Genomic DNA, 24,697 nt, shown 5'->3' with positions numbered 1-24,697 from the left:
ATTTAAACATACATTTAGCACTATTCAGAAACCGCATTTTTACCTTTCACTTTAACTTTAAATAAAGATTTATCCGCTCTGTCAAATAACTCTTTCCATGTTGTTGCACCCACAGCAACTCCAGCACTGACTGATATTTGTAATCGTTTTCCTGTTTCAGGAATGACAAACTCACTTTCTGAAATATCAAGACGAATCTTATCTGCAACAATAACAGTATCTTTAGCATCAATTGAATCTAAAATAATAATAAACTCATCACCACCATAACGCACAATTACGTCAGATGTTCTTAAATTGGACTTTAATTTATTCGCCACAAACTGAATTACTTGATCACCTATAATGTGACCATAACTATCATTCACCTTTTTAAAGTCATCAATATCTAAAATAATGAGACCAGTATGTTGTAACTTTTCAGTATGACTATCTAAAAGTTTTACATACTGTTCTAATGCTAAACGATTTGATACCCCAGTTAATGCATCTGTATTTGCAATGTTGTGTAATTGAAACTCTAAAATATCTCTTTGCTGTAAGCGACTATGCAATCGTTGAATTGCTTCAAATAATGAAATAGAAGTGTCATTATATTCTGCATGTTGACCATCATTATTTTTACTCGCTAACATCAAAATTTTCTGACGCGCCTCAATTAAGGGAACAAAAATTCGATCCCTTGCATAAATTAATGTAAACAATGCCGTAATTAATGAAATCAATGAAACGACTATCGACAAAATAAATTGTCTAAACATTTTATTGTTTTCATTTTGAACATGAGGAATACAATTATTAATAATGTATGCTTGTAATCGCACAACTGTTGCGTATTTATCAATTAATGTATTGGTCAACTCTATTGCTGTAAAAGAATATGGTACACCTTGCTCACTGTCAGAAATTAATTGTTCAACAATGGGTAAACTTTTATCTATAAATTTTTCTTTTACTTGTCTATGTAAATGTAAATATTGCTCAGTTTTAAGTTCCTCTGGTTGGAGTGTATTAATTAAATTCCATAAATAATTCGCTTGATGCTGTGTTTGTAAAGATCGTGCAATATTTTCATCTGGCATTTTTTCACGATACGTTAATGGTGCAATAATATTTGAAGCGACTCGCCCTGCCTGATCTCTTAAATCTGTTAATAATAAAATGATCGTATAATAATTTGAAAGTTCAGATGTTTTACCTGTCGAATTCATCATAAAGTTTTCTAAAACTTGTCGAATAGCTCCCCAAGCGATGTACATCTGCTGAATGGCATAATCAAATTGTTTTGTTGATCTTTGTGTTGGTGGCGATTCAATATAATGATCTACAGTTTCGCGAGCATTTTTTAATTTTACTTTTAGATCATATTCCAACTGATCAGCTAATTTAGAATAATTATTCTGATTTAAAATCTGTATAGTTTCATCTATCTTTTTATCTAATTGAATACGACTTTTCTGTAACTCTAACATAGTCTTAGGTAATGTTTGTTGGCTACTAGACATTGCATTATTTGTTGGTGCTCTTTCTCGAGAAATTAAATTAGATAAATCCGTTAAATTTTTTAAAATCGAGATTTCAGCCAATGCATTCTTAGATTCTTGATATTGTTTATAGCTACTTAAAGTAAGTGGAACAGAAATGAAGAAAATTGAGCCTATGATAATAACCATCGACCAAAAAAGCCTCTGCTTAATATGCTCAGAATGCAAATTATACTTCATTAAATATTTGTCTCGACAATAAAGAAGGCTCTTTTGTAATCACAACTTTTTTCAGTTATTCAACTTAATTAGTGCTTAATTTAAACACAATTTTTTCAATTATTTTAGATATTTCATGTTTTTTATCAACAAAATATACAAATTTAAGCAAAACAAATCACACATTTAACAAATACCGTTAAATAAATCAAAATAAGATTAATATATAAAATTATTTATCTTTTTTATAAAAGCAATATATATCCTTATTTACAAGTGCAACAAATAAGTGCATAATGCACCTTATTAGGGCGAATAAATAAAATTCTCAGCAGATTTTACAGTTTACCCGCAAATTTTGGCGAAAAAATCCTGATTTCTAACGAAATCAGGATTTTTTTTGCCTATTAATTATATCTCCAATAAATTAAAGCACCAATTTAGTGCAAAAATAAACAAAATATAAAAAAACCCAACCTTGGGGAAGTTGGGTGGATAAAAACTATAAACTCAATAAAACCAAACATTTCACTTGGTTTTATTGAATAAATTATGTGATAAATACATATATATGTAAAGTATCCCTTTTGTATGTTTTTTAATCATATATTCTCTTATTTTTACTTTTTTATAAAAAAATTGCTTATTAATCACGCTTAAAAATAATAAATTCATCTAACTTTGTAAAAATTATAAAATAATATGTGATTATTATCACAATTTAAAATTCAATATCTTATTCAGCTTATTGTAAATTTCAATTTATATAATCATGATTATCTTTCTTATAAAATATGAAAAAACAATATATCAATATGATTTTTAATATTTTTTATTACAAACCATCAACGTCTCTAGCGCATTTTTAGTAAAAAACCCACTATCTAATTCTTGAACAATCATTGACTAAATGATTTGTTACAATAGAATAATCAGCGCGTATAACGTTATTTTTAAACTAATTATATTGGTGCTTTCTATGAAAAAACTCGGTTTAGCCACTGCTTTGTTATTAGCGATGACCGGTGCTCAAGCTTATCAATTCCAAGTTGAAGGTCAATCAGAGCAAATCGAAACTGAAAACGCGCATAATAAATTTACAGGTGCTGTTCAAGGTACTTACTACTTAAGCAATGTTGATTCTAAAAAAGGCCCTTTAGCTGAAGCTGCTTTCATGAACCAAGCTTCAAATGTTGCTCTTGCATATAACTATGGTAAATACTCAAGCAGCGTAAGCGATGTGAAATTCAATTCACAAACTTTCGGTGCTAAAGCTGAAGCATATGTACCAACTTCTTTAGTTCCTGTGTATGCAAGTGCTGCATATAACCATACATACCAAGATAATAAAAATGGCGTAAACGACAACAATGGTGATCGTTATGCTGTTGAAGTTGGTGCAATGATTGCTCCTAACTTCTTAATCGCTGCTGGTTACACTCGTGTAGCTGACAAAGCACAAGCTACTTACGATGCTTTTGATATTCTTGAAGACGGCGTTGCTAAAGCTGGTTTTGATCGTGCAACAATTGGCGACAAAAAAGACGTTGCTACTGCACGTGCTAAATATGTTGGTGCAATCGACGGTACAAACATGGCTCTTGGCTTTGAAGCTGGTTTAATTTATGGTGAAAACACTGCTTACACTTTAAAATCAGACCTTTACTTCACTCCTAAGTTAAGTGTTGGTGCATCTTATGCTGAAACTAGCGCAGATATGCCTAACGACAACCAAACAATTTGGTCAGCTAACGTAAACTACTTCGTTACTGATGATTTATCTGTAACTGCTAAATATACAAGCACTAATGCTTTAGGTAGCAATCCAGATACTCAAACTGTTGGCTTAAATGCTAAATACCGTTTCTAATTTTTTCTAAAATTAGAACTATAAAAAAGGACGCTTATGCGTCCTTTTTATTTTTACTCAGATGCCCGTACTAAACTTAAGAAGTGTAAATGACGCTCATATTGGTCAATAATATCTTGAAGTAAATCTTCTATTGTCCAATCCATCACATCATAGCCCTGACCGCCCTCTTTTAAGAAAACTTCAGCTTGATAATAATCAGGTTCTTCTGTCTGCTCAGCATCTGCCATAAAGCTTGGTGGAATTGTCGCTGTCGCAATTACTTGATAAACAAATTTAATTTCATCAACATGATCGACTTTCAACTTAAGACCATTCTCCACTTGTTCAATTTCGACATCTAGATGTCTTCTCTTGAATTCACGTTTCACTTTTTCAAAAGCTTGAGCAACTGTTATTTGTATATAGTCATCAATTTCTGCTTTACCATGTGGATAATGCATAATTAATCCTAAACGTTGTTGCCAACTTCTAGGCTGCTGAATCGCCCTTGGTGTAATACGAGCAAGTTTAAGTGCCTGCATTTTTGTTACATCTAAACGAAGTGCTTTCACTAATCCCCAACACATGAGCAACATAATAAATGTAAATGGTAATGCACTTAAAATTGTCGCTGATTGCAGTGCTTGTAAACCACCTGCTAACAATAGAATACTTGCCAATGCTGCCATCATAATTGCCCAAAATAGTCTTTGCCATGTTGGAGAACCTTCTTTTTTTGATGTTAAATAATCTGTAACTAATGCACCAGAATCAGCAGAAGTCACAAAAAATAGAGCAACTAATAATGTTGCTATAAAACTCATTATGCCGGAAAAAGGCAATGTATTTAAAAACTCAAAAAGAGCCATAGATGAATCTTTTTGAACGGCTGCAACAAGTAAAGTATTACCATCATTCAGAATGCTACTTAATGCAGCATTTCCCATGAATCCCATCCAAATTAAGGTAAAACCTGTTGGAATTAACAACACACCAACAATGAATTCACGAATAGTACGCCCTTGTGAAACACGAGCAATAAACAAACCAACAAATGGAGACCATGAAATCCACCATGCCCAATACATAATCGTCCAGCCACCAATCCAACCACTTGGCTGATATGCATATAGATTAAAGGTCATATTAAATAGATTAGAAACATATTGCCCTGTATTTTGGACTGTCGTTTGTAATAAATAAATTGTTGGTCCTGCAAAAAATACAAATAACAATAGAAATAATGCGAGTAATAAATTTAATTCAGATAGCCGTTTAATCCCTTTATCTAAACCTAGCACAACAGATAAAGATGCTAAAGCAGTTACCACAACAATTAAGATTAATTGTGTTGTTGATGAATGTTCAATATTAAATAAATGATGTAAACCAGAATTAATTTGTGTAACACCAAAACCAAGCGTTGTTGCTATACCAAATATTGTTCCGATTGTGGCAAAAGTATCAACACTATCACCAATAGGACCATAAATTCTTTTACCAATAATAGGATATAAAGCTGAACGAATTTTTAGAGGTAAATTATGTCTATAAGCAAAATATGCCAATGACAAACCAACAATGGTATAAATAGCCCAAGCATGAAATCCCCAATGGAAGAATGTGACTTGCATAGCCAATTGAGCAGCTTGAATGGTTTCTGGCTCACCTGTCGGTGGTGAAATATAATGCATTACAGGTTCTGCAATACCAAAAAACATCAAGCCAATTCCCATACCTGTGGTAAAAAGCATCGCAAACCAAGATGCATTTCCATAAGTAGGTTGACTATGATCTGGACCAAGTTTTACTTTGCCCATTTCTGATAGTGCGATATAAATCAGTAGAATTAAAAATATTGCAACAGATAAAACATAGAACCAACTGAACGAGTCTGTGACCCAATGATTTAACTGTTTTGTAATTAAATCAAATGCATTTGGTGCAAATAATACAATTGCAATAAAGATCCCAATAATAATGACTGTGCTTAAAAAAACATTTGGATTCACATTAGAATACCAAGGTGTTTTACTGGAAGGCATAGTTCCCCCATGTTCGATTTTATTTAAAAGATTTGCCGTATAGGCTAGAGACACATACTAGATGTGAAAGCAAAATGTAAGAAAATATAAAAAATACATCGACAATTATAATTAATTATTAAAAATAAGACTGTTATGTAATTGTTATATTATCGTAACAAATATAGATTTATATTTTTAATCAATTTAGCTGATTAGATAAAAATAAAATCAAAACAACTCTACAAATAAAAAAGCCTCTATAAAAGAGGCTTTTTTATTTTTAAATTATTTTAGTGATCCGAAGCACCTGAGATTCCCATACCTGTTTGTGAGCGAACAAACTGTGCATCAAATGCTTTACGCTCTGCTTGTGCTTGCGCAGAATTATCCGTTATAGAGAATAACCAGCAACAGATGAAAGATAACGGCATTGCAAAAATTGCAGGTCCATTGAATGGATTAATTGGCTTATCAGAAATACCTAATGTATCTACCCAAACTGCTTTAGATAATACAATTAATGTGACTGCTGTAACCAAACCAACAACTCCACCTATCACAGCACCACGTGTCGTTAGACCTTTCCAATACATAGATAGAACTAACACTGGGAAGTTTGCACATGCTGCAACAGAGAATGCTAAACCAACCATAAATGCAACGTTTTGTTTCTCGAAAAGAATACCTAAAATCATTGCAAAGATTGCTAAACCTAAAGTTGCAATTTTAGACATACGTAATTCAGATTCAGGTGTCGTTTTACCTTTCTTAAATACGTTTGCATATAAGTCATGTGAAATTGCAGATGCACCAGATAATGTCAAGCCAGCAACAACAGCAAGAATTGTAGCGAAAGCAACTGCTGAGATGAAGCCCATGAATAAGTCGCCACCTACTGCATCAGCAAGGTGAACAGCAGCCATGTTATTACCACCAACAAGCTCTAATTTGCCTGTGATCGCCATTTTTGCAACATCTAAGAATTGTGGATTGTTTGATACAAATAGAATCGCACCAAAACCAATAATAAACGTTAATAAGTAGAAATAACCAATGAATCCAGTCGCCACAACCACTGACTTACGTGCTTCTTTTGCATCTTTTACAGTAAAGAAACGCATTAAGATATGTGGTAAGCCTGCTGTACCAAACATAAGTGCTAAACCAAGTGAAATCGCATCAATTGGATTAGATGCCAAACTTCCAGGTCCCATAATGTTAGCTGCATCGGCTAATGAAACATCATGAACTTTAGAGAATACTTGTATTGCTTGTTCAAACATATTAGTAAAGCTAAAACCAACGCCCTTCATTACCATAAATGCCATGAATGTTGCACCTGAAAGCAACATAACAGCTTTAATAATTTGGACCCAAGTAGTTGCTAACATCCCACCAAACATTACATATGCCATCATGAGAATACCCACAATAACAACTGCAACATTATAGTTTAAACCAAATAGTAATTTAATTAACTGCCCAGCTCCGACCATTTGTGCAATAAGATAAAATGCTACAACAACCAAAGAGCTTAATGCTGCTAAAGTACGCACAGGTTTTTCAGACAGACGGAAAGACACAACATCGGATAAATTATATTTACCAAGATTACGTAAACGTTCAGCAATTAAGAATAATACAATTGGCCAGCCAACCATAAATCCTAAAGAATAAAGTAAGCCATCAAAACCAGATAAAAAGACCATGGCAGAAATACCAAGGAACGAAGCAGCTGACATATAGTCACCGGCAATCGCTAAACCATTTTGGAAACCCGAAATTCCACCACCAGCGGTATAAAAGTCCTTTGTATTTGTGGTTTGCTTTGCTGCCCATTTCGTAATAAATAATGTTGCGCCTACAAAAATAAGGAACATAATAATGGCAGACCAGTTTGTTGCTTGCTGTTCAGCAGCTCCCAAATCTGGACCAGCAAATGCCAATCCTGGCATGATAACCGCAGTTGCAGTAAGTGCTTTCAATGAATTCCATTTCATATTAATTTGATCCTTTTTCATGAGTAATCGCTTCAACTTCACGTACTGCATCTTTATTCAATGGATCTAATTTATTATTTGCGATATACGAATAAACTCCACATAAAACAAATGATAAAACAATAATGCCCAAGCCTAAAGGTATGCCCCAAGTGGTCACACCTCCAGAAATTGAAGATAATAAAAATTCTTTGTTATAGCCGACTAAAAGCATGAATCCAACATAAACCACTAACATAATGATGGTTAATGTCCAACTTAAAATACTTTTTTGACGGACCATTTCTTTAAACTTTGGATTTTGTAAAATCTGATTTACTTTTGAGTCATCCATAATTTCTCTCCTTAAGGTATCTAATCTCTAGATACGTGTAATTTTCTAATTCGTATTGTCATAGGTAAAAGTAACAAGGTTCTGTAGTGGTTGTAATTTAGACTTTGGTCGTTAAAAAATGAGCAATTTAAACTGTACAGTTCACGAATAGAGTATGATGTTCAATAAAATTATTGTGTTGTGGGCAATATGAACGGTTGGCTAATTATTGGAGTTCTCGCGCTTTATATCGCGTTACTTTTTATTTGTGCTTTTTTTGGCGAAAAACATGCAAGTCGATTAAGTACACGTGGGCGTATGTTTCTCTTTAGCCTGACCTTAGGTGTCTATTGCTCATCATGGACATTTTATGGCGCAACAGGTGCTGCTGTCCGAGAAGGCATCATATTTTTACCTATTTATTTAGGTCCCTTACTGTTCGTTGCACTCGGTTACGATATTTGGCGACGTTTAGGTCGTGTACGACAGCATCATGCTATTTCATCAATTGCAGATTTTATTGCCGCACGTTATGGCAAAAGTGGCATGCTTGCCTCCTTAGTTACTATTCTTGCCGTTATTGCGATTATTCCTTATTTAGCCTTACAACTTAGAGCCATTGCTTTAAGCGCAAATGTAATTTTAGAACCCTCTTCGGGAATAACAGATACTACAAATAGCGTTTTATTTTTAACCGGTATTTTGGCAATTTTAGCCATGATTTTTGGTACAAGACAAATTGCCAATACAGAACAACATGGCGGTTTAATGCTTGCCGTAGCATTTGAATCTTTTGTGAAATTATTCGCTTTACTTTGTGTCGCTGCATTTTTTATTTTTGATTCTCCTGAAAATATTTCTCTCATAAGCCAAGATATATCAAATACATTTAGCAATATTCAAACTTATGGTGTTCCCGAAACATTTTGGATTCAAACCTTACTTGCTGGTTTAGCTATTATTTGTTTACCACGCCAATTCCACGTTGCAGTTGTTGAATTAAGAGATGAAAAGCATATTCGTGGTGCAAGAAGATGGTTCGCAATTTATTTAATTTTAACCATTATTGCGATTATTCCAATTGCAAGTTGGGCACTACACGCTGCACCTGCATATCTTGCTATTCCAGATGTGGCTGTTCTGTCTTTGCCATTAAGCTATAACCAAGATTGGTTAACTTTATTGGCATTTCTAGGCGGTTTTTCAGCATCTACAGGAATGCTTTTAGTTTCATCTGTTGCACTTTCTATCATGCTGAGTAATGACCTGATTATGCCTGCTTTATGGAAGTTTGGCGTATTTTCAAGACATGATAAACGTCTTCCTCTCGTTCTAAAATTTACTCGACGCATTTGTATTTTAGCTGTCATGCTATTGGGCTTTTTATTCTTCCATTTCTTTAATGATATTAATCAACTTTCAGTATTTGGTTTACTCGCTTTTAGTGCAGTTGCACAATTCTCCCCTGCTCTTATTGGTGGCTTGTATTGGCGAGGCGGAAGTAAACAAGGTGTTTATGCAGGTTTAATCGTCGGCTTTATAATGTGGGCTTACACTTTATTACTACCTACTGTTTTAAAAAGCCTAGCTCCAGAGTTCCAAAGTTTCGCTCACGATTTTTTAAACTTCGGTCCATTCGATCTTGCATGGTTAAGACCAGAAGCATTATTAGGCTTTGAATCTCTCGCTCCACTGACTCATGGTGTTGTATGGTCATTAGGTTTAAATATTATTTTATTTATTTGGATATCCCATATTTTCCGCCCAAGTGTTGCAGAACAAATTCAAGCAGAAAGCTTTTTCTACTACGAAACAAAACCATTACCATCACAATCAACCAATAATGAAGTCAGTTATTTACATCATGATGTCGCTCGCTTAAAAGTTGCAGATTTAATTACATTAGCAAAACGTATTACGGGTGAAGAACCAACGATTCGAGCCTTCCAACAATTCTGTGCACAAAATAATGTCGTACTCAATGAAAATAGCAATGCTAATGGTATGTGGTGGCGATTCACCGAACAATATTTAGCAGGTACGATTGGTGCTGCATCTGCTCGTACCTTATTAACCACAGCAATGGTCAATAATGGTTTGGCACTTGGACAAGTCGCTAATATTTTAGACCAAGCATCACAATGGCAACGTTTTAATCAAAACTTAATTATGACCATGATTGACCATATGACTCAAGGTGTGAGTGTGGTTGATGAAAACATGTGCTTAGTGGCTTGGAATAATCAATATTTAAAACTTTTTGATTATCCTAAAGATATTGTCTATGTCGGTTGTCCAATTTCAGATTTAATTCGCTATAACGCAGAGCGTGGAGAATGTGGTCCAGGTTCTATTGAAGAACATGTCCGTAAACGTATTCATTGGATGAAAGTCGGTAGTGCACACGAGTTTGAACGTATTCGTAAAGATGGTCGTGTTATTCAAATGCGAGGAAATCCAATTGAAGGTGGCGGCTTTGTAACAACCTTTGCTGATATTACGGCATTCCGTGAAAATGAAGCTGTATTAGAAGCACGTGTACAAGATCGTACTCAACAATTGGCAAATGCTTTAGCTGAGCAACAATTAGCACGTGAGCAAGCAGATAAAGCCAATATGTCGAAAAGTCGATTTATTGCAGCAGCGAGTCATGACTTACTTCAACCCATGCATGCTGCCCGTTTGTTCAGTACCGCATTAGAACAAAGTATTCAATCAGATGAAGATCGTCTTACATTACAACAGTTAGATCGTGCCCTACATGGTGCAGAAAGTATGCTTTCAGCATTATTAGATATTGCTCGTTTAGAAGGAGGAACGATTCAGCCTAAACGTCAATCTTATCTACTACATGATTTACTTAGTGATTTAGAACTTCAATTTAAATCTATCGCGTCACAACGTAGTATCCGTTTTAGCGTTCACGATGCACAATTTTGGATTGATACAGATCCTCAATGGATTCGACGTATTATTCAAAACTTTGTGAGCAATGCTCTTCGTTATACCGCAAAAGGTCGTGTTGTTGTTGGCATACTCCGTTCAGCAGAACGTCCAAATCATATCCGTATTGGTGTTTGGGATACAGGTCCAGGTATTGCAGAAGAACAACGTATTAAATTATTCCAAGAGTTTGAACGTTGTGGCCATACATCCCCTTGGGGTGAGCAAGGCTTAGGTTTAGGCTTAGCAATCGTACATCGTATGACCAGTATGTTAGATTACCCTGTTCATGTTTATTCGGAATATGGTAAAGGCTCATGCTTCATGATTGAAGTCCCAACTGTAGATGCGCCAAAAATTGTTGCAACACCTGTTCAAACAACACCTCTCAAATCGAAAGCGTACAAAATCCTATGCCTAGATAATGATGAAGCCATTCTTGAAGGTATGACGACATTACTTACAAAATGGGGCTATCAAGTTTTTAAAGCTACTGAACCAGAACAAGCGGCTGAAATTATACAAACTGAAAATATTCAAGTTTGGCTCGTTGATCAGCATTTAAATAATAATAAAGTTGGTTTGGATTTTATTTTACAGTATCGTCAGGAACATGTTGCTGTTGCGCTTATTACAGCAGACTCCGATCCCGAATTACCACAAAAGCTAAAAGATCTAAATATTATTTTATTGAAAAAACCATTGAAACCAGCATCATTAAGATCATGGTTATCTGGATTAAAAATTAATTCTGCTTAAATTTTTGTTACATTTAGAAGCCTCTAAAAAATATTTTTTTAGAGGCTTTTTACATTGAAGAAGACATTATTAGCATTTATTTTCTCTTCATCTACAAAAGATACCAAAACTTAAACTTAATTTACTGAATAATTGACAAAAAGCCTCATATCATTTTTTTCAGTGGCAATAGCTTACAAAATTTTGAGTGTACACATGTACACTTAGTTACAACTTAACAAGTGATTGATTTTAATAATTTAAAATATAATTTTATGATTGTATTCAACTTTAGTTCTATATCGGATGTCATGCCTAAAGATCATAAAAGTTAAATATTGTAGATCAATTTACTCAAATCTATTTTGTGTAATTTTCTATAAAACTGCTTACTCCTATTTTAGAGGCAATATCTAATGAACCATGCAGAAGTTTTGCAGCAAAATAAAAGTCAAAATCAAAAAATTCATCGTAAATATGGTGAAACCTCATTATTACCTGAAATATATTGGCAAAAACTATTTGCTCATAATCTTCTATCAGAAACACATATCAAAGCATTAGATACGTTATATAAAGTAGCAGTTCCTTTAGCACTACAAGTTTTTAAGGAACTTAAATTTGATGTTTTTATGCCAACAGCATATCAACCACAAGAACTGAGCTTATTCGACAAGCTATCAGAACAAGAAGAAAAATTAATTCAAACCTTAGAAAATGAATCTGAATGTCTAGATGAAGAAACTCGACATCAAATATGGAGTATGCTTTTACGAGGTGGTGCTGTTCTAGTCTTTAAAGCATGGCTTGGTAGAATTAAAACCAATCAATGGGTATTAGATACAACACTATTTGATGAACTTTCAGATCTTTTATTTATAAAAACTTCACCACTTATGCTTGCTGAACGCCTAAATGTAGATCCAAAATCAGATCACGATCATATTTTTTTAATGTTTGATAATATTGTCTATTTAGATCGTTTTAACTGTTTAGAAACAGCTGCACTTTTCGTAGATCTAGAAGTATATGATGCAACCTTTCTTAGCTTAAGAGATGATCGTGTTGCTGAATATCTAAAAAGTTTAGGGTATGTCACTGAAGAACAAATTGATGAATTACAATCTGCCTTAAATCCTTTATTTTGTAATGAATTAATTCCCAAACAAGATTGTCTCGCTTAAAAAATTATTTTATTTAGAACGGAATATATATGAAAAAGGTCTTCACACGAAGACCTTTTATTTTCAAAATAACTTATGAATAAGCCATTTATTACATTTTCTTTTCTTCAATATTTAAAGCATTAATTGCTAATACCGCTTGTGTACGATTTTGTACACCAAGTTTACGGAAAATAGCCGTTACATGAGCTTTAATCGTCGCCTCAGAAACATCCAACTCATAAGCAATCTGTTTATTCAATAAACCTTCAGCAACCATCATTAATACTCTAAATTGCTGTGGTGTCAAAGATTGAATACGTTCAGCCAATGCAGTTTCATCAGCTGCACGTGGGTCAAAACTCATATTGGCTGGTAAATTTGGTGGTAACCAAATATCACCTTCCAAGACCTGACGAATTGCCTCACCAATGTGACTTGGATGAGCTGATTTCGGGATATATCCCATTGCTCCATGCGCAATTGCACGGTGAATAATTGTTGATTCTTCATGCGCAGAAACGACAATAATAGGAATAGAAGGATATTGTGCGCGTACGTGAACTAAAGCAGAAAAACCTGAAGCACCAGGTAAATTTAAATCTAATAAAACCAAATCAGGCTCAGGACCCTTTTCTAAACGTTCATAGAATTCATTAACTGCTGCAGTTTCATGAATTTGAGCCTGAGGCAAACTATAACGCACAGCTTGAATGAGAGCATGACGAAATAATGGATGATCATCAACGATTAAGATATTCATAAGTAACGTGAGAGATCTTGAGCACAATTACCCTATTCTAACCACACAACTAGGTTTAAGGATACGGAATTAAGCATATTTTTTGAATAAAATTTAAGGTTTATATAAAAAATACACATTTTTTTTATGTATTTTATAAATTTTACATATCTAATCACTTTTTATTATAAAATTTATTCATATATAAGAATTATTATCCAAAATTTAATATAAACATAAATTTCAATAATTTACTTATAACAAACCATACATTTAATCCCTAAATTCAGATATATCTAAAAATATGATAACTAATCTTTTATTCGTTATTTTACAGTCATAATCACTTATTGATTAATAAAAGGCATTCCGAGCGATATAACTTTTAGGTTTCACAATGTCTAATATTCATCAACAAAAACCATTAAATATTGTAGCTGTTTCTGGTGGCTTAAATAATCCATCAAAAACTGAAGCACTTGTTCAAGCGATTATTAATGAGCTAGGTGAAGCAACACCTATTAATGTGCATTTTATTAAATTCAGTGAAATTGGTCCCCTACTGGGTGGTGCAATTTATCGCAATCAATTGCCACAACGTGTACAAGATGATTTAGCTGCTGTTGAGGCTGCTGATGCACTTATTGTTGGCACACCAGTTTACCGTGCATCATTCACTGGATTATTTAAACATTTCTTCGATTTCGTAGAACAAACTGCTCTTGTTGACGTCCCTGTATTACTTGCAGCTTCAGGTGGTAGTGACCGTCATGCATTGGTACTTGAACATCAATTACGTCCATTGTTCAGCTTCTTCCAAGCGCAAACTTTACCAATTGGTGTTTATGCAACAGATCGTGATTTCACACCTGAATACACAATTCATAGTGAATTATTACGTGCTCGTATCACTTTAGCAGTTGCTCGAGCATTGCCAATTTTAGAATGGGCACCTGCAAAAGGACAACGTGCAGAAGTGATTAAAGAAAAATCTCAACAAGCGAGTCAAAACCTTGGAATTAATAAACAAATTGAACAGGAAGAAGTTTTACCTTCTGCCGCAGTTCCAAGTCTAGATGCAGCAGAAGCTCGCCTACATCATAAAAAACCAAAAACACAAGTTGCTTAATTCACATAAAAATTAAGAGGATCAGGAAGATGTCATCTCACCAAATTACATTTGCTTATTGGGTTCCAAATGTCAGTGGTGGTTTAGTTGTGAGTAAAGTTAAACAACGAACCGATTGGAGTTACGAATATAATGTTCGTTTAGCTCAAGCTGCTGAGAAAAGCGGATTTGAATATGCGCTTACACAAATCCGTTTTACGGCAGGTTATGGTGCTGACAATCAACATGAATCCGTAAGCTTCAGTCATGGCATTCTTGCAAAAACTGAAAAGCTTAAGGTTATTGCTGCAATTCTTCCTGGTCCTTGGAAACCTGCTTTGGCAGCGAAACAACTTGCAACTATTGATCATTTAACAAATGGGCGAATTGCAATTAATGTTGTGAGCGGTTGGTTCCGTGGTGAATTTGATGCCATTGGTGAAACATGGCCAGAACATGATGAACGTTATGCTCGCTCGGAAGAATTTATTCGTTCATTAAAAGGTGTTTGGACTCAAGATAATTTCACTTTTGATGGGAAATATTATCAATTTAAAGATTATACATTGAGACCAAAACCTGTTCAAAAACCACATATTGAAATTTTCCAAGGTGGCAGTTCTCGTGCGGCACGTGATATGGCATCTCGCGTTTCCGACTGGTACTTCACCAATGGGAATACACCAACTGAAATCAAAAAACAAATTGATGATATTCGTGAAAAAGCAAAAGCCAATCATCATCACGTTAAAATTGGTGTAAATGCGTTCATCATCGCTCGTGATACTGAGGAAGAAGCTAAAGCTGTTCTACAAGATATTATTGATCATGCAGATAAAGATGCAGTCAATGCATTTCATGGTGCAACACGTGAAGCTGGTGCCGCAAGCAACGAAGGTGAAGGTAACTGGGCAAAATCTACATTTGAAGATTTAGTGCAATATAACGATGGCTTTCGCACGAATTTAATTGGTACACCACAACAAATTGCTGAACGTATTCTTGAACTCAAAAATGTTGGGGTCGATCTTATTTTATCTGGTTTCTTACATTTCATTGAAGAAGTTGAATATTTTGGAGAAAAAGTGCTTCCTTTAGTTCGCCAACTTGAAGAGGAACAAAAGCAAATTCTTCAAGATAAATCGGCTTAACTTTCATTATAAAAATAATAAGTTTTTTCAGTTTTCCTCTGAGGCTCGGCTCGGGGGATTTTTTATTGCTATTCATCATTTCACTATTTTTTAAATTTCATTAAAAAAGTCGCTAGAATCATTCTAAGCTCAAAGTAAAATGAATTAGGAACAAATACATGTACACAGGCATTGTTCAAGGCTTAGAAAAAATTATTGATATTCAAAAAGGAGATGGCTTCATTAGCTTAGTCCTTTCAAATCATCAACAATTTTTCAATGACGTTTTTATTGGAGCAAGTGTTTCAATTAATGGAACTTGTTTAACTGTCACTAAAATTGACAACACAGCAAATCAAGTTCATTTTGATGTCTCTAACCTCACCCTCGACTTAACTACGCTTAAATTTTTAAAAGTAGGAGATGATGTCAATATTGAACGCTCTGCCAAAGTTGGAGCTGAAAATGGTGGTCATAATTTATATGGACATATTGAAGGAACTGCAAAGGTTAATTCTTTAGAACGACATGGCGAAACCCTACATATAGATTTAGAAATACCTGATGGCAATATCAAATATTTTTTCTTAAAAGGTTTTATTGGTCTAAATGGATGTAGCTTGACTGTTAACCGCGTTGACAGAGAAAAAAATGAAATTTCAATCGACTTAATTCCAGAAACACTGCGCTTAACCACATGGAAAAATATTCAAGTTAATGATCAAGTAAATTATGAAATTGATCAAATGACACGAACTCTAGTTGATACTTTAGAAAATATACATCAACACAAATAAAGGCTATAGTCTAAAAGTCTTTTAACTAAGACTTTTAGATTTACACTCTTTTATAAATATAATTAAAGCCCACATACAAATCACTAATTCAACAGCAAATGACCAATGAAAAATAAAGTTTAGCCACCAAGGTTGGTAACGTGCACTTACTTCAAAAAATGCGAAAGGCTCCATCACAAATGGTGCAAGTAACCAAACATCACCCACAAATGTATCTAAAAAAACATGCAGTAATGCTGCTAAAAAGAATGTACTCGCTAAAGCAGCCCATTTTGATTGAAAATTAGATTTCCAAAAGCAAAAGAACGCAATAAAAAAGAGTGGAATCCAAAATGCAAACCAATGTAAAAAATACTGATGATGGTGAACAGATCTTCCATCAATTAAATAAAAATAAAATAAATCAATATCAGGAAAAATTGCTCCAAGCATTGTCACTGTAATAAATAGATGCGAGTGTATAGGAAGGGTTTTAAATTTTTTTTGAAGTACTTTTGCTAAAATATAACCAGATGGCAAATGGGCAATAAACATTTTTATCTTCTATTACGTTTTAATTCTAAGAATATTTTAACTATATTTAATTATTTAGCAAAAGCCCTTAATCAATTAAGGGCTTTTTATTTAAAAATTACTTAATTTTTTAGTAAAGACCAAGTAAATAGCCTATAGCTAATAAGAAGAAACTAAATAACCAAATCCAACCAAATGAATAGCGTAGATGTTTACCCATTTCGGTGCCAGCAAGTCCCATCGCAAGCCATGTTGCTGGAGAAAATGGACTAACAAATGTTCCTGCGTTATTACCAATAGCCATTGCATATACCACAGCATCAGGTGTTACACCAGCAGTAGCAGTAACTTCTTGAACAATTGGAAGTAATGCAAAATAATATGCATCTGTACTTGTAAACAAATCCATTGGAACACCTAATATTCCAACAAAAATATGTAAACTACCAACCCATGTTGTTGGCAAAATATAAATTAAATCAACAGCAATTGATTTAAGCATTCCTGACTCAGACATAATGCCTAAGAATGCACCTGCTGCAAAAATAATTGCGACCATCGAAAGTGCTTGCGGTGCATGTCGACTAATCGCTTGCATACGTTCTTTAGGATTCGGGAAATTAAGGAATAAAACTAAAGATAATGCAATCATAAAGACATAAGGTGCTGAAAATAAACCAAATGCCAAACAAATAATTGCAATTACAATTAAGGCAATATTAATCCAGAAATTCTTAGGTTTTACATTTTCATTATTTTCTTCTGGAAAGTCTGTAATTAAACAATCTTTTTCAAAAGGAGTTGTACCTACAAGATGAGCTGCTGCAATACGGCGTTTTTCTCTCATCCCCATAATGACTGCAAAAACAACCATTCCGAGCATACCAATAATCTGCACAGGAATAATACTTTGCCATAAAGTTGACGCATCAATTCCCGTAACAGCAGAAGCTCGCCCTAACGGTCCGCCCCACGGCACCATATTCATAATCCCCATACTTCCTGCCATTAAAAGCAACATCAAGTATGGACTCATACCTAATTGACGATAGAGAGGTAATAATGCTGGAATAATAATTAAAAAAGTGGCTGCACCTGAACCATCTAAGTGAACAAGCCCTGCAATAATTGCCGTTACAACGGCGACAACAATAACATTTCCACCAGTTAAGGTGACCATTCTTTTAATAAGTGGATCAAAAACATGTAACTCTTTGAGAATACTAAAAAACAAAATTGCAAATAAAAACATGACTGCAACTTTTGTTACTTTAGTAATTCCTGCCTCAAAAAAACCTGAAATTTCAGAGGGTGTAAAGCCGGCAATAAAAGCACCAATAAGCGGAATAATAGACATCGCTAAGATTGGATTCACTTTACCTGCCATCAATAGCGTCACAATGGTGACAATTATTAGGATTCCAATCACTGTTAGCATTAGAAACTCCTTATCATTAGATTCGTTTTATACACTTCATCATTGAAATAATGTTAAATATACATTCCATTAAAGTGTGATTTATTTATCAAATTATCACCTTATTGATACTAAAATATATTTCTATTTTTTATTTGACTATATCGTTTGATTTTTGAAACAAATAATTACAAAAACACCATAAACACATGTAATTAAAGAATTAATTAAAAATTCAACTGTAATAAATAAATTCTTTTATTTTTACTCATTTAATAAAGAAATCTAAAAGATTAAGTATTTTTATTCTTATAAAAAGCATGAATAAATTTAAATGCTGATAAAAAATAACAAAAACAACTCAACATTATATTTGTTCTCTATTCTCCCCCTCTTCGAGGAAAAATAGAGAACCTTTTAAAAAATCTTAGAAGCTATATTTCCATCCTAAATTACCTTGGTAAGTTTGATTACTATGACTACCTGCAACATAAGATGCATTCAACCAAACTTGGCTATCTTTTGAAATATAACCTTCAATACCAAGCTTAAATTCACCTAAGTTTTTCATCCCCTCATTCTCATACTGAACTTGATTAATCACAACCGAATAAGGAGTCGTATTATGAATATAATTCAGCGCCAAATATGGTCGATAACTCTTAAAGCTTCCTGCCTCTGTTGGTATTTCTAAATAAGTTTTAAATCCTAGACGGGATTGAAAGTTATCAGAGCCTCTATCTATAGTCGCTCCTTGTACATCTTCAAAGCTATCTGTGTGAACACCTTGATAAATGACTTGAGCCTGAGGTTGAAGCCACCAATCTTGATCACCATTTTTATTTAAAAGATATTCTCCACCTGCTTCAATTGAAGCTGTAATACCCGATGAATCATACTTATATTGTTGAAAATCTGCTGATTCTACTTTGTTATTAAAGCTATTCCAAAGCACCCACGTATCAATATAAGCACCTCGTTTCTCTACAGGATATGCATACCAAGTACCATATAAACCAACGCTATAACCTTCAACAGTTGCTTTTGATTCACGAGAAGTTAAGCGTGAAGATGTATCACCACTATAGTGAGCATATCCCCCCATAATTCCTAAGTTATACTGATCTTCCTCACCTAAAGAAACTAAACCAGTACCAATTTGAGTCACAAAACTCTTACCTTTCGTTTTTAATTGATCACCCATGCTCTTAAATTGATGATGTCCACCATAAGCACGAATCCACACATTACCATTGTCTTGTTCTAGGTGTTGGAAGCGACTTGCCCCCTCACGATCTTCTAATCTAGACGTAAATAATGTATTTCCCATTGTGGCTACAGCTAAATAAGAACCAACGCCAGGTGTATAAATAGGAGGTTTTGGTTGAGGCTCTATAGGATCAGTAGGATCAGTAGGATCAGTAGGATCAGTAGGATCAGTAGGATCAGTAGGATCAGTAGGATCAGTAGGATCAGTAGGATCAGTAGGATCAGTAGGATCAGTAGGATCAGTAGGATCAGTAGGATCAGTAGGATCAGTAGGATCAGTAGGATCAGTATCAGCTAGTACACTCTCCAGATACCAATTATCTAATGGATTTGTCGACAGCTCTTCTATTACTTCTGCTTTTTTTAAATGCAATGAATAGTCATATGCACCCGCAGAGACATAATTTCCTGCTAAATAAAATGTATTATCAGATGCTGATGACCCAGTTTGAATAACATGAATACCTTTTACTGTTTGAGCACCAGTTCCACCAACATTATTCACTTTAAGCTGTGTAGAGCCAGTTGCAGCACCACTTATAATTAATTTATCTGTCGGTGAATCATCTTCTCCAAGCTGAGTATCTAAAACAACAATGCCATTATCACCAGAGTAGTCACCATTAATAGTGAGTGTGTCACCTAAAATTCCATTGCTTAAATTTAATGTAGAGTTTTTAGAGTTAACTTGACCACTTAAAATAAATTGAGATGGTTCAGTTACACTGTTATATGCAAAAATTTCTGATGCATTCGTTAAATTTAACTGACTAAAAAGAGCTGTATTCACTTGGCTATTTTTTTCAAGCTGCCAACGTGCATTATCTAAATTTAAATTAAGTGTAGAGCTTGCTGTTTTATTCACTAGCCCTTGCATATACCCATCTGCAAAGTTATATGTCACTTGACTTGGTGTAGATGTACCTCCTGCAACATTAATAATATAACCATTGGTATTTGCAATAATTGAGGAATCTTGACCACGGGCAGTAAAAATATAATCTTTTTGATTACTAGCAACTTCAATTAAATTAGCTGTTGCTGTTTCTGTTTTATTAATAACTAAATTATTAAACTCTGTACGAGTTTGATCTGTATCTTGACTCGCATTACCACTAATACGAATAGCTTGTTTACCAGCTTTAATTTCTGTACTTGATGTGTCTGCATTTGCATCTAAAATTGCACCTTGCCAAATAATATCAATTGCATTGCTATTTTTAGCTTCAGTTGTATCTATTTCCATATGACCAGTAGAATACAACCGCCCTTCACCTGTTCCCACAGCTGCATCTTTACCTAAACGAATTGCATTTGCACGACTAGAGGTACTCACCACTTTAATCTTACTGTTATTCAAATGAACTTCTGGGAAAATTTCTTCACCATCTGCATTTTGTTGACTTGAACCTGAAATATAAATACCAATAACATCATTTGTTGTGCCAACAAGATTCAGATCTAAATTATCATTAACTGCTACATATCCTGCACTTCCTTGCCCAACATTTGTATTTAAACCCGCACCTTGAATAACACGAATTCCAGCTAATAAAGGATATGAACCATAAAGTAGTCCAGTATTGTTACTAGAATTCATTGCAATATTTAAATTATCAAATAGCGCCTTTGAATATAGCCCATTAGATGTATTATTTTCTCCTGAGTCCTTATAAGAACCTGTCAGTACGCCATAGTGCTCAAATCTTGTATCTCGATTCGTTCCAGCAGGTAAATCTGGCATATTCAAATTTAGTGTACCAACACTTAACGTTCCTCCATAAGAAATACCTGCACCAATACGAGCATAACTTGTTGCAGTCGGTGGCATACCAGCATAATCAACATCTGCCATGGTTAAGTTGATTATTTTTCCTGAAGCATCAAATGTAGAACTTGCAGAATATGGAGCTGTTGCATAAACGCTAATGCCATTAACCCCTTTTAAAATCGTCGTTAAGTCATTTTCAACAATAATACTTCTAGCAACTCCACCATTACTGTAGACCAAAAAGCCCGTGTTATATGGACTTGAATTACCAATTTCAGGTGCAATGCTAGATAATGTACAACTTGCTACTGTATTTTGGTTAATTGCAATTGTGCCATTTCCGCCAACCACACATTCAGCAGCAAAAGTAATTGAACTGATACCAACCCCTGCTGCTGTTGCTAATATTATTTTAATACCACTTGATTTTGTTCTTTTCCCCAATTCAGAACAAACTACCCAAGCCCCATGAATACTTGACCACATTAGTTTATAAACTTTATTCATACATCCCCAATATAACTTTATTTTTTGTGTGATTTATTAATGATTTTTATAGCCTTTCAATCTGTTTTTATTATGTTTTTTATTGTTACTACTTTGTTTTTTTAACTTAATAATCAATTTCAAGTAAATAGATTTAGTTGGTTTACACAGCAAAGTTTAAGCTCTAACATTAGATATACTTAAAAATAAATACTGAATGAAATGCATAACATCAATGTTTCAAAATTTATTAATTTAACACTCGCTTTTTTATGGATATATCAAGGTCTTGTACCCAAATTGCTGTTTATTAATGCTGATGAAATTTATATTTGGCAATTGTTTGGTCTATCTTATGAATATGCAAAATTTGCAGGACAAATTTCAGGCATCATAGAGATTGTTTTTGGCATATGTTTTATTTTTTTGACCAATAAATATCTACATTTTTTAAGTATTTTGGGCTTAATTTTTCTTTTTATTCTTGTTAGTTTTTTACTTCCAACATCTTTAATTTCCGCATTTAATCCTGTTGTAATGAACTTTGCAATGATTAGCCTATCTGTTTTATATCTATTAATACATCAGCAAAACATACACAAATAAAGAGAATTATATGAATCGCTCATATCAAAAAGGCTGTGTCGTTATTACGGGAAGTAGTAAAGGAATCGGATTTGGTCTAGCTCAAGCATTTTTAAAACTAAATTATAATGTTGTCATTTCTGGTCGGAATAAAACACAGCTAGATGTAGCCTTCGCACAACTTATTCAAAATTTTAGTGAATCAAAAATTCTTGCTATACGCTGTGATATTACACAGCACCACGACTTAAAAGCATTATGGAAACAAGCAACTCAACAATTTAAACAAGTTGATATTTGGATTAATAATGCAGGTACATGCACAGCAACCTTGGATTTTATTAATATTCCAGAAAGTGAAATAAACAATACAATTCAAACTAATATCTTAGGAACAACTCTTGCATCTCAAGTCGCATTACAAGGTATGATTCAACAAAAATTTGGTCAAATTTATAATATGGAGGGTTGGGGCAGTAAAGGTGAATGGAGTGCAGGTATGACTGTTTATTCAACAACAAAATATGCAGTTAGTTACTTCAGTAAAGCACTTTTCAAAGAAGCGAAATCTCATGGTATTCGAATTGGAACATTAAGCCCAGGCATGGTTTCAACAGATCTACTCATTTCCTCTTGGACACAAGGAAATGTACAAAATTGGAAAAAAATGAAACGCCTGTTTTTATTTATTATTGATCCACCAGAAACTGTTTGTAAGTTTTTAGCACATAAAATTAAGACAAATAAAAAAAGTTATAACCGCATTGTATGGATGACTCCTTTACGACTCCTATTTAGATTATTTCAGCCTTATTATTGGAAACGCAATCCTATTCAAAATACAGACTTAGAGCATTTAGATCATTAAAAGGAACTCATACACATAAAATTCCTTTTAACTCATTCATAAATACTAAGAATAAAAACTTGGATCAGGTACTTTCCCAGTTAAAACCCATTCACCAATTTCTTGATATTTATAATCGACAGGATCATGTAATGTTTGTGTTCGAACATTGCGCCAAAAGCGATCTAAATTCAATTTAGCCGTTGTTGCTCTCGCTCCCATCACTTGGAATATATTTTGTGTGATGTATAACGATGTATTTGTCGCTGCAATTTTTGCAGTCGCAATTGCAATTGACACTTCTCCTCGCTGTTCTGCTGAAAGTTTATCCCCCTTGTTCCAAGCTGATTGTAAGATATCTATGGCTTTATTAGCCAGTAACCGAACACTTTCTAATTGCACATAAAATTCAGCAAAATGTTTTTGTGTAAATGGATCATTTACGGCTTGTTCCACTAATGATTTTGACCAAGCTTTTTGTGTTTGAACTGTTTCTTTTGCTGTTTCAAAAGCTCCTTCCGCCACACCCAAAAATAAGTGAACAAAAATAAGTTGTGCAATCAAAGGACGTAAGCTTGAATATGGTGTGCTTAGTGGTCCTGGATTTAATAATAATTCATCTTCATGAATTTTTACCGATTCAAAATGGCTAGTACCACTATCTGTTTGGCGTTGTCCCATATTATTCCAATCACCTAAAAATTGGACACCTTCTCGTGATGTAGGAATTACCCCAATTAATAGCTTTCCTGCTTCGTTATAACCCGAACATAATAAAATATCGGAATCTATCGAACCTGAACAAAAGCTTTTATAACCATGAAAAATATATTCATGATCTGAATTTTTTGTTGCTGTTGTTCTTTTATCTAAAGGATTAAGCGTATTTCCCCAAAATAAATTGTCTTTCGCCGTTTGCTCAAACCATTTGCCATATTGCTCAGCTTGTGAAAATAGCTGTACTGTCGCAATTAATAAATGATGAAAACCATATACATGTGCTAATGAACTATCCACTTGTGCAATTGTTTGAATCGTTTTAAAAATAATGTGCCAATCTGCACCTTGCCCCCCAAATTGTTTTGGAATGGACAAATTTAATAATCCACTTTGACGAATTAAGTCTCGTTCAAATTTTGGATTACCTCCTTGTTTATCTCGTTCTGCTGCAGTTAAAGCAAGCTTTTCTGCTAATTGCTGTGCAACTTTTATTGGGTCAGATGTCACAAGAGTGGAAACATTCATAATATAGTCTGGTTCTTTTATCAGTTTATTCAACTCTTTCTAGCTTAA

The 24,697-nt window shown here is 33.9% G+C and carries 17 protein-coding genes; 8 read left to right on the top strand and 9 right to left on the bottom strand.

Annotated features, from left to right (window positions below):
* Window positions 1-20: 20 nt before the first annotated feature.
* Window positions 21-1,673 carry a GGDEF domain-containing protein gene (locus AOY20_RS04940; RefSeq protein ID WP_227510365.1) on the bottom strand — a complete coding sequence of 551 codons (1,653 nt, stop codon included), beginning with the start codon at window positions 1,671-1,673 and terminating at the stop codon, window positions 21-23.
* Between the two features lie 1,009 nt (window positions 1,674-2,682).
* Here AOY20_RS04940 and omp33-36 point away from each other — a divergent pair.
* The gene (gene omp33-36 / locus AOY20_RS04935) at window positions 2,683-3,573 is read left to right on the top strand and encodes a porin Omp33-36 (RefSeq protein WP_054580831.1); all 891 of its coding nucleotides are present in this window, start codon (window positions 2,683-2,685) and stop codon (window positions 3,571-3,573) included.
* A 53-nt stretch (window positions 3,574-3,626) separates the two neighbouring features.
* On the opposite strand, the gene AOY20_RS04930 is transcribed toward omp33-36, so the two are convergent.
* The 3 genes from AOY20_RS04930 to AOY20_RS04920 form a co-directional block, all read right to left on the bottom strand.
* On the bottom strand, window positions 3,627-5,600 hold the full coding sequence (locus AOY20_RS04930; RefSeq protein ID WP_054580830.1) for a BCCT family transporter: 1,974 nt from the start codon (window positions 5,598-5,600) through the stop codon (window positions 3,627-3,629).
* A gap of 272 nt (window positions 5,601-5,872) precedes the next feature.
* On the bottom strand, window positions 5,873-7,582 hold the full coding sequence (locus AOY20_RS04925; RefSeq protein ID WP_054582543.1) for a cation acetate symporter: 1,710 nt from the start codon (window positions 7,580-7,582) through the stop codon (window positions 5,873-5,875).
* A 1-nt stretch (window position 7,583) separates the two neighbouring features.
* Window positions 7,584-7,916, bottom strand: a complete 333-nt coding sequence (locus AOY20_RS04920; protein WP_054580829.1) for a DUF485 domain-containing protein — start codon at window positions 7,914-7,916, stop codon at window positions 7,584-7,586.
* Window positions 7,917-8,105: 189 nt separating this feature from the next.
* Here AOY20_RS04920 and AOY20_RS04915 point away from each other — a divergent pair, with 189 nt between their 5' ends.
* Window positions 8,106-11,597: a hybrid sensor histidine kinase/response regulator gene (locus AOY20_RS04915; protein ID WP_054580828.1), complete on the top strand. Its 3,492-nt coding sequence runs from the start codon at window positions 8,106-8,108 to the stop codon at window positions 11,595-11,597.
* Between the two features lie 395 nt (window positions 11,598-11,992).
* Window positions 11,993-12,760 carry a hypothetical protein gene (locus AOY20_RS04910; protein ID WP_054580827.1) on the top strand — a complete coding sequence of 256 codons (768 nt, stop codon included), beginning with the start codon at window positions 11,993-11,995 and terminating at the stop codon, window positions 12,758-12,760.
* A gap of 91 nt (window positions 12,761-12,851) precedes the next feature.
* On the opposite strand, the gene AOY20_RS04905 is transcribed toward AOY20_RS04910, so the two are convergent.
* A complete protein-coding gene (locus tag AOY20_RS04905; RefSeq protein ID WP_054580826.1) occupies window positions 12,852-13,502 on the bottom strand; it encodes a response regulator in 651 nt (216 codons plus the stop codon).
* A 376-nt stretch (window positions 13,503-13,878) separates the two neighbouring features.
* Here AOY20_RS04905 and msuE point away from each other — a divergent pair, with 376 nt between their 5' ends.
* The 3 genes from msuE to AOY20_RS04890 all read left to right on the top strand — a co-directional run bounded on the left by msuE (window position 13,879) and on the right by AOY20_RS04890 (window position 16,516).
* On the top strand, window positions 13,879-14,610 hold the full coding sequence (gene msuE, locus AOY20_RS04900; protein WP_054580825.1) for an FMN reductase: 732 nt from the start codon (window positions 13,879-13,881) through the stop codon (window positions 14,608-14,610).
* 29 nt (window positions 14,611-14,639) lie between these two features.
* On the top strand, window positions 14,640-15,740 hold the full coding sequence (sfnG, locus tag AOY20_RS04895; protein ID WP_054580824.1) for a dimethylsulfone monooxygenase SfnG: 1,101 nt from the start codon (window positions 14,640-14,642) through the stop codon (window positions 15,738-15,740).
* 158 nt (window positions 15,741-15,898) lie between these two features.
* Window positions 15,899-16,516, top strand: coding sequence for a riboflavin synthase (locus AOY20_RS04890; RefSeq protein ID WP_054580823.1), 618 nt, complete (start codon window positions 15,899-15,901; stop codon window positions 16,514-16,516).
* 21 nt (window positions 16,517-16,537) lie between these two features.
* Here the strand turns inward: AOY20_RS04890 and AOY20_RS04885 are convergent, their stop codons facing one another.
* From AOY20_RS04885 to AOY20_RS04875, 3 genes are all read right to left on the bottom strand, one after another.
* Entirely contained in the window at window positions 16,538-17,050 is a 513-nt protein-coding gene (locus AOY20_RS04885; protein WP_054580822.1) for a metal-dependent hydrolase, read from the bottom strand.
* Between the two features lie 109 nt (window positions 17,051-17,159).
* Complete coding sequence (locus AOY20_RS04880; protein WP_054580821.1) at window positions 17,160-18,467, bottom strand: CitMHS family transporter; 1,308 nt, start codon at window positions 18,465-18,467, stop codon at window positions 17,160-17,162.
* A 406-nt stretch (window positions 18,468-18,873) separates the two neighbouring features.
* On the bottom strand, window positions 18,874-21,993 hold the full coding sequence (locus AOY20_RS04875; RefSeq protein WP_054580820.1) for an autotransporter outer membrane beta-barrel domain-containing protein: 3,120 nt from the start codon (window positions 21,991-21,993) through the stop codon (window positions 18,874-18,876).
* Between the two features lie 201 nt (window positions 21,994-22,194).
* Here AOY20_RS04875 and AOY20_RS04870 point away from each other — a divergent pair, with 201 nt between their 5' ends.
* A complete protein-coding gene (locus AOY20_RS04870) occupies window positions 22,195-22,578 on the top strand; it encodes a DoxX-like family protein (RefSeq protein ID WP_054580819.1) in 384 nt (127 codons plus the stop codon).
* A 10-nt stretch (window positions 22,579-22,588) separates the two neighbouring features.
* Window positions 22,589-23,425, top strand: a complete 837-nt coding sequence (locus AOY20_RS04865; protein ID WP_054580818.1) for an SDR family NAD(P)-dependent oxidoreductase — start codon at window positions 22,589-22,591, stop codon at window positions 23,423-23,425.
* A gap of 45 nt (window positions 23,426-23,470) precedes the next feature.
* Here AOY20_RS04865 and AOY20_RS04860 read toward each other — a convergent pair whose 3' ends face one another.
* On the bottom strand, window positions 23,471-24,649 hold the full coding sequence (locus AOY20_RS04860; protein ID WP_054580817.1) for an acyl-CoA dehydrogenase family protein: 1,179 nt from the start codon (window positions 24,647-24,649) through the stop codon (window positions 23,471-23,473).
* Window positions 24,650-24,697 lie beyond the last annotated feature (48 nt).

Origin of the sequence: Acinetobacter equi (genome assembly GCF_001307195.1) — a bacterium.
GTDB lineage: Bacteria > Pseudomonadota > Gammaproteobacteria > Pseudomonadales > Moraxellaceae > Acinetobacter > Acinetobacter equi.
Note: the sequence above shows the minus strand (reverse complement) of the source record. Positions and strands in the feature narration are given on the sequence as shown.

What these genes read in the sequence shown, in the direction of transcription:
- AOY20_RS04940 (WP_227510365.1), bottom strand. Translation starts at nt 1,673, where the DNA reads ATGGTTATTATCATAGGCTCAATTTTCTTCATTTCTGTTCCACTTACT.
- omp33-36 (WP_054580831.1), top strand. Translation starts at nt 2,683, where the DNA reads ATGAAAAAACTCGGTTTAGCCACTGCTTTGTTATTAGCGATGACCGGT.
- AOY20_RS04930 (WP_054580830.1), bottom strand. Translation starts at nt 5,600, where the DNA reads ATGCCTTCCAGTAAAACACCTTGGTATTCTAATGTGAATCCAAATGTT.
- AOY20_RS04925 (WP_054582543.1), bottom strand. Translation starts at nt 7,582, where the DNA reads ATGAAATGGAATTCATTGAAAGCACTTACTGCAACTGCGGTTATCATG.
- AOY20_RS04920 (WP_054580829.1), bottom strand. Translation starts at nt 7,916, where the DNA reads ATGGATGACTCAAAAGTAAATCAGATTTTACAAAATCCAAAGTTTAAA.
- AOY20_RS04915 (WP_054580828.1), top strand. Translation starts at nt 8,106, where the DNA reads ATGAACGGTTGGCTAATTATTGGAGTTCTCGCGCTTTATATCGCGTTA.
- AOY20_RS04910 (WP_054580827.1), top strand. Translation starts at nt 11,993, where the DNA reads ATGAACCATGCAGAAGTTTTGCAGCAAAATAAAAGTCAAAATCAAAAA.
- AOY20_RS04905 (WP_054580826.1), bottom strand. Translation starts at nt 13,502, where the DNA reads ATGAATATCTTAATCGTTGATGATCATCCATTATTTCGTCATGCTCTC.
- msuE (WP_054580825.1), top strand. Translation starts at nt 13,879, where the DNA reads ATGTCTAATATTCATCAACAAAAACCATTAAATATTGTAGCTGTTTCT.
- sfnG (WP_054580824.1), top strand. Translation starts at nt 14,640, where the DNA reads ATGTCATCTCACCAAATTACATTTGCTTATTGGGTTCCAAATGTCAGT.
- AOY20_RS04890 (WP_054580823.1), top strand. Translation starts at nt 15,899, where the DNA reads ATGTACACAGGCATTGTTCAAGGCTTAGAAAAAATTATTGATATTCAA.
- AOY20_RS04885 (WP_054580822.1), bottom strand. Translation starts at nt 17,050, where the DNA reads ATGTTTATTGCCCATTTGCCATCTGGTTATATTTTAGCAAAAGTACTT.
- AOY20_RS04880 (WP_054580821.1), bottom strand. Translation starts at nt 18,467, where the DNA reads ATGCTAACAGTGATTGGAATCCTAATAATTGTCACCATTGTGACGCTA.
- AOY20_RS04875 (WP_054580820.1), bottom strand. Translation starts at nt 21,993, where the DNA reads ATGAATAAAGTTTATAAACTAATGTGGTCAAGTATTCATGGGGCTTGG.
- AOY20_RS04870 (WP_054580819.1), top strand. Translation starts at nt 22,195, where the DNA reads ATGCATAACATCAATGTTTCAAAATTTATTAATTTAACACTCGCTTTT.
- AOY20_RS04865 (WP_054580818.1), top strand. Translation starts at nt 22,589, where the DNA reads ATGAATCGCTCATATCAAAAAGGCTGTGTCGTTATTACGGGAAGTAGT.
- AOY20_RS04860 (WP_054580817.1), bottom strand. Translation starts at nt 24,649, where the DNA reads ATGAATGTTTCCACTCTTGTGACATCTGACCCAATAAAAGTTGCACAG.